Annotated in this window: 5 protein-coding genes; 4 read left to right on the forward strand and 1 reads right to left on the reverse strand. The window is 64.8% G+C overall.

Features of this window, described 5'->3' with window-relative positions; translation table 11 throughout:
* Window positions 1-150: 150 nt before the first annotated feature.
* A complete protein-coding gene (locus AC0L23_RS39600; RefSeq protein ID WP_100951628.1) occupies window positions 151-453 on the reverse strand; it encodes a DUF736 domain-containing protein in 303 nt (100 codons plus the stop codon).
* 390 nt (window positions 454-843) lie between these two features.
* On the opposite strand from AC0L23_RS39600, the gene AC0L23_RS39605 reads away from it, so the two are divergent.
* From AC0L23_RS39605 to AC0L23_RS39620, 4 genes are all read left to right on the forward strand, one after another.
* A complete protein-coding gene (locus AC0L23_RS39605; protein ID WP_473358386.1) occupies window positions 844-2,070 on the forward strand; it encodes a tyrosine-type recombinase/integrase in 1,227 nt (408 codons plus the stop codon).
* Window positions 2,064-2,978, forward strand: coding sequence for a tyrosine-type recombinase/integrase (locus tag AC0L23_RS39610; RefSeq protein WP_377786191.1), 915 nt, complete (start codon window positions 2,064-2,066; stop codon window positions 2,976-2,978). Before AC0L23_RS39605 ends, AC0L23_RS39610 begins: the two co-directional genes overlap by 7 nt.
* Window positions 2,975-3,982 carry a tyrosine-type recombinase/integrase gene (locus AC0L23_RS39615; protein ID WP_473358387.1) on the forward strand — a complete coding sequence of 336 codons (1,008 nt, stop codon included), beginning with the start codon at window positions 2,975-2,977 and terminating at the stop codon, window positions 3,980-3,982. Before AC0L23_RS39610 ends, AC0L23_RS39615 begins: the two co-directional genes overlap by 4 nt.
* A gap of 482 nt (window positions 3,983-4,464) precedes the next feature.
* On the forward strand, window positions 4,465-4,761 hold the full coding sequence (locus tag AC0L23_RS39620) for a DUF736 domain-containing protein (protein ID WP_141340643.1): 297 nt from the start codon (window positions 4,465-4,467) through the stop codon (window positions 4,759-4,761).
* Window positions 4,762-4,908: the final 147 nt, after the last annotated feature.

Raw genomic sequence — 4,908 nt, forward strand, 5'->3', positions numbered from 1 at the left:
GATTATGCGTAGCGCGGGATTATGCGGAGTCGTTGGCTGGTAGCCGCGGTTTTCCCGGGCTTTTGTGGCTTTTGTGGTTGCGCCGCTCCGCATAATAACGAGGGCTCTGTCCGCGGCGTCCCGCGATGTTGCGAGACGCCGCGGTGTAGGTCAGCGCGACCAGATCAGCGCACACTCGCCATCGTCGCCTTCGAAGAGGTTGGCGTAGATGGGCGCCGTAAAGGACGGATCGTCGAGCTTGACCGAGTGGTAGGAGCGATTGTCCTTCGAGGTCCGGCGCCAGGCGGCACCGATCTCGACGCCTGAGACGATCACGCGCAGGTCTGGCGCCTTGTCGCTGGTGGAGGCGGGATCGCTGGGGACGATGCGCGCCTTGGCATCGATCGCGAGCGTCTTGATGGTGCCGGTGTAGGTGCCATCGTTGCTGCGGGTGAACGAACCGATCTGGGACATGGTGGATCTCCTGTGCTGTGTTCAAGCCCGCGACCATCGCGGCCTTGTGGCGATCGAAAGCCCCGGGACGGCCGACCCGCACCGTCAGGCCGCAGCGCATGCGAAGGACGGCGTGCGGCGATCTTGTTGCTGCGCGAGGAGCGGCGCAGCCGCGGGGAAGAAGATCGCCGGCACGCTGTTGCGGGGAACAGGCCGGGTCGCAGACCGCATCTCGGGGCAGATCCGCCCAGCAAGGCCCGTCGGTCGCAGGGCATCACGGCACGCCCGGAGAACCATCCGGCTCCAATCGGACACGTACGGCACGAGCGCGCCCAACACAACCGCTGACTGACGTTCCGAACAGCAACCACCTCGACCATAGTCCAGCCTCCACATGCAGAAGGGGGCGACATGCCAACAGGTGTCTATGTCCGTCAGAACGCGGTCTGGGACCGATTGAAGGCGGGAATGGCCGCAGACCACGCGGCCGACTTTGCTCAATGGCTCCGCGGGCGCCGATATACGCCACTTACCATCATCGAGAGGATGCGGCTGCTTGCGAGTTGGACGCACTGGGCGCGCGGGGAAGGCTACACGCTGGCTGCAATCCGTGAGGCGCATGCGGCCTCATTCGCCTTGATCGAAGCGGGACATCGGCCGCGCTTCCGCGGCGACCTCAACAAGGACGCGGTCGAGTGCGCCAAGCTGTTCATCGCCTACCTTGAGGATCAGGGCGTGATGACGCGATTACCGACCAAATCGGCGGCGCCACTGGTTCTCGAATTTGCGGCTTGGGCCCGCGAGCAGCGCGGCCTGGCTGAAACGACGCTCGCCGCGTACCTTGGGACGATTACTCCCTTCGTCGATGCGCTGGGGGATATCCCGACGGCCTACGACGCCGTGACGATCCGGGCATACATGATCGAACGTGCAAAGGCCGTATCGGTCGAGCGCATGAAGGGCATATCGGTCGGCATCCGCGCGTTCCTGCGCTTCCTGATCGCGACAGGACGATGTCCGCCTGGGCTCGACCACGCCATGCCGAATGTTGCGGGATGGCGGCTGGCATCGATCCCGCGCTTCCTGCCTGATGCCGATATCGCGCGGATCATCGGTGCGTGCGACGGGGAGCGGCGCCTGCGCGACCGAGCCATCATCCTGCTGTTGGTCCGGCTCGGGCTTCGGGCGAGCGAGGTGGCGCGGCTCAGCTTCGACGATATCGACTGGCGGCAGGGCAGCATCCGCCTGTGCGGCAAAGGCCGGCGCGAGGAACTGCTGCCGCTCACCCAGGAGATCGGCGACGCGCTGCTCGCCTACATCGAACGCGGACGGCCGGCACTGGCGACGCCATCCCTGTTCATCACCGAATATGCGCCGCTGCGGCCAATCGACCGCATCACGGTCAAATGTATGGTCAAGCGCGCGCTCAAGCGCGCGGGCGTCGAGAGCCGTTACAAGGGTGCGCATATCCTGCGCCACTCGGCGGCCACGGCGATGCTCCGCCACGGCGTCAGCCTGCCGGGCGTGAGCACGGTGCTGCGCCACCGATCGCAGACGATGACGGCGCATTACGCCAAGGTCGATATCGCGCTGCTGGCGGCCATCGCGCAGCCCTGGCCCGGGAGGTCGCCATGCTGATCGATGATGTTGATCGCTACATCGAGCTGCGCCGCTCGCTCGGCTTTAAGCTCGCAAAGACGACCCGACACCTCACCGCGTTCGCGCGTTATGCGGGCGACCGGGGCGATACTCATGTTCGCCGCGAGACCGCGACCGCCTGGGCGGCGGCCGTCTCGTCGACGCCGCGCAGTCACCAGCGGCGGCTTCAGGAGATCGCGCTCTTTGCACGCTTTCTCTACGCGGAGGATCGCGCGCATGAAGTGCCGCATCACCCCCGCAGCCCTGCAACACGTCCCGCGCCCTATATCTACACGCGGGAGGAACTGGCTCGCATGCTCGACGCTGCGGGCAATCTACGGCGCCAAAAGCCCAGCCCGCTCAGGCGCCACATCTATGTGATGCTGATCGGGCTGCTGGCATCGACGGGCCTGCGGATCTCCGAGGCCCTGAACCTGCGGTTGGACGATCTGCTGCCCGACGGCGTGCTGCACATCCGCCTGACCAAGTTCAACAAGAGCAGACTCGTGCCGATGCACCCCAGCGTGGTCGAGGCGCTGCAGGCCTACCTTGAGGTCCGGCGGCGGTTCGCCGGGATGGATGACCATGTGTTCCTGTCCGTGGGTGCCAAGCCTATGTCGCTTCGGACCGCCCAGAGCAACTTCTATGTGATCCTGCGCAAGGCTAGCGTCGGTCAGAATCGGCCGCGTCGCCCGCGTATCCATGATCTGCGCCACACCTTCGCGACGCGTGTGCTGGAGCAATGCGCGACGCGTCGTGATGATGTTGCGCGCGACTTCGTCGCTCTCGCCACTTATCTCGGCCATGCAGACATCCGACATACCTACTGGTATCTGGAAGCCACCCCGGACCTCATGGCCGATATAGCGGGTGCTGCCGAGGCGCTGATCGCCGGGGAGGTCGCATGACGCCGATCGCCCCGCTCATCACCAGCTTCATGCGCGAGCACATGCCGCAGCAGCGCGGCTACAGTCCGCACTCCTGCGAGACCTATGCGTACAGCTTCCAGCTGTTGTTCGCCTTTGCCGCCCGGCGTCTGCACACGCGCCCCTCTCTGCTCCAGCTCGAGCAGATCGATGCAGACATGGTGGTCGCGTTCCTGCATCACATCGAACATGACCGCGGCAACGGTCCGGCGACTCGCAACCTGCGGCTCGCCGCGATCAAGTCGTTCATGCGCTACGTCGAGCTGCGGCATCCCGGCGCCTTGGAGCAGGTCGCCCAGATCAATGCGATCCCAGGCAAGCGTCATGACCAGAAGCTCATCCGCCATCTGACCATGGACGAGATCCGCTCCGTGCTCAATGCGCCCGACGCGACGACACGCCTCGGACTACGGGATCGAGCGATGTTGCATCTGTGCTTCGCCGGCGGCCTGCGCGTCTCCGAGTTGACTGGCCTCACCCTGGAGAACGTCACGCTGCAACCGAGGCCAAGCATCCTGGTGTTCGGCAAGGGCCGGCGCGAACGCAGCCTTCCGCTATGGAAGGAAACCGCTCGCGATTTGCGCGCTTGGCTGTCAGTGCGAGGAAAGCCGCCGGCGACAGAGCTGTTCGTCAACGCCCAAGGGATGGCGATGACCCGCGCCGGCTTTGAGTATATCCTCGAAAAGCACGCAAAGGCGGCCGCAGCTCGATGCCCGACGCTAGGCGGGCGCACCCTGTCGCCACACCTTTTGCGGCACAGTTGTGCAGTCCTGATGCTGCAGGCCACACGCGACATCCGCAAGGTTGCGCTCTGGCTTGGCCACGCCGATATCCGCACGACGGAGATTTATCTCCGCATGGATCCCTCTGAAAAGCTTGAGGCTGTGGAAGCGGTCATTCCGCCGGCGCTGCGCCGTGGACGGTTCAAGGCACCAGACGCGCTGATTGCCTCGCTGTTGGAGAAAGCACCTCTGCCTTCAGGGTGAGAGACGTCGGGCAGCCGATCGTTACGACGAAATACCTTTGATGCGCTGTGACGTCGCGGCATCACCGCGCCGTCCCGCACGAGCAATCGAGCTCTTCTCCATTGGGTTGGAATCGGCGAAGCAAAGCGCTGTGGCTCGATCGCGCTTGCCGTGATGGTGTCGCCGTCGCGGCGGTGGTGAGGCCTTTGAGCGATGCTCTCCTGTCGGGCTGCTTGGCCCACGTCCATACCGGCCTTTTGCTGGCGGATTACGCGCCACAATACGCTCGCTGCGCTCGCCGACCTTTACCCGCAATGGCTTGTTCGCGATCTTCTTCCCCTGCCGCCAAGCGGCGGCATTCCTCGCGAGGCAACAAGATCGCTCAGCCCGCCATCCTCCGCTGCGCTGCGGGCCAGAGGCTGCGGGCCGGTCGTTGCGGCGCTCAAAGATCGCCATCAAGGCCGCGATGGTCGCGGGCTTGAAAACAGCAACAGGAGATTACCATGGCTCAGATTGGCACCTTCACCCGCGCCGAAGACGGCTCATACACCGGCACCATCAAGACGCTCTCGCTCAACTTCAAGGCGCGCTTCCTTCCTGCCGAACCCTCCGAGAACGAGAAGGCTCCGAACCTGCGCGTGGTGGTCGGCAATGTCGAGATAGGTGCCGCGTGGCAGCGCACCTCCAAGGACAACGCCGTCTATCACTCGGTTAAGCTCGACGACCCGTCCTTCCCGGCGCCCATCTACGCCAACCTCGTCGCGGTCGATGACGGCTACGCGCTGGTCTGGTCGCGCTGACCCGCGCCGCTGCGGCGCCTCACCTCGTGCGAGGCGCCGCGGCTTCTCTCCTCGGGATTATGCGGAGCGGCGCAGTCGCAAAAGCTCGGGAAAATCGCGGCTACCAGTCCACGACTCCGCATAATCCCGCGCTACGCATAATCCGCT

The organism is Bradyrhizobium sp. MI1.4 (assembly GCF_055811315.1).

Coding starts and splice junctions, on each gene's coding strand:
- AC0L23_RS39600 (WP_100951628.1), bottom strand. CDS start 453: ATGTCCCAGATCGGTTCGTTCACCCGCAGCAACGATGGCACCTACACC.
- AC0L23_RS39605 (WP_473358386.1), top strand. CDS start 844: ATGCCAACAGGTGTCTATGTCCGTCAGAACGCGGTCTGGGACCGATTG.
- AC0L23_RS39610 (WP_377786191.1), top strand. CDS start 2,064: ATGCTGATCGATGATGTTGATCGCTACATCGAGCTGCGCCGCTCGCTC.
- AC0L23_RS39615 (WP_473358387.1), top strand. CDS start 2,975: ATGACGCCGATCGCCCCGCTCATCACCAGCTTCATGCGCGAGCACATG.
- AC0L23_RS39620 (WP_141340643.1), top strand. CDS start 4,465: ATGGCTCAGATTGGCACCTTCACCCGCGCCGAAGACGGCTCATACACC.